Below are 506 nucleotides of genomic sequence, written 5' to 3' on the forward strand. Positions count from 1 at the left end.
CGGAATTGAGCCAGATAACAACATCGAGCCAGAAAACCTCTCCGATTTTGAACGCCGTAATTTGAAAGATGCCTTCCAAATTCTCAGCAATGGGCAGAACTTCCTTAAGTTCCGTTATCAAGCAAATAAGAGCTTTAAGTGAGGTTTGGCATGATCAAAAAGCTATTTCAAAAGCCTGCGATTCAATGGCCAACCAAGTTTCAGCAAAAGTTGGAGCTCGTCAATGATGAGAATCTTGTCGCCTTTTACGGCAGCGAATTACCAGCGCCCAATACCCCCATTTCAGAGGTTGAATTTGTCGCGTTGGATTTCGAAACGACGGGGCTCAATCCCGAAAAACACGACATTATTACTATCGGTTTAGTACCTTTCAATCTGAGACGTATTTTTCTGCGCGATGCTCGACATTGGAAAGTAAGACCTCAGAAAAAGTTGGATGAAGATTCCGTCATCATCCACGGTATCACTCACAGTGAATTGATTGATGCGCCAGATCTGAGCGAGAT

At 43.7% G+C, this 506-nt stretch carries 2 protein-coding genes; both read left to right on the forward strand.

All coding sequences use genetic code 11. From position 1 onward, the window contains the following. The coding region (locus R7Q11_RS29680) for a putative nucleotidyltransferase substrate binding domain-containing protein (RefSeq protein ID WP_225467404.1) at positions 1-142 on the forward strand (142 nt) is incomplete at its 5' end. Between the two features lie 8 nt (positions 143-150). After that, the coding region (locus R7Q11_RS29685; protein WP_263857243.1) for an exonuclease domain-containing protein at positions 151-506 on the forward strand (356 nt) is incomplete at its 3' end.

The organism is Vibrio sp. 970, assembly GCF_033339075.1.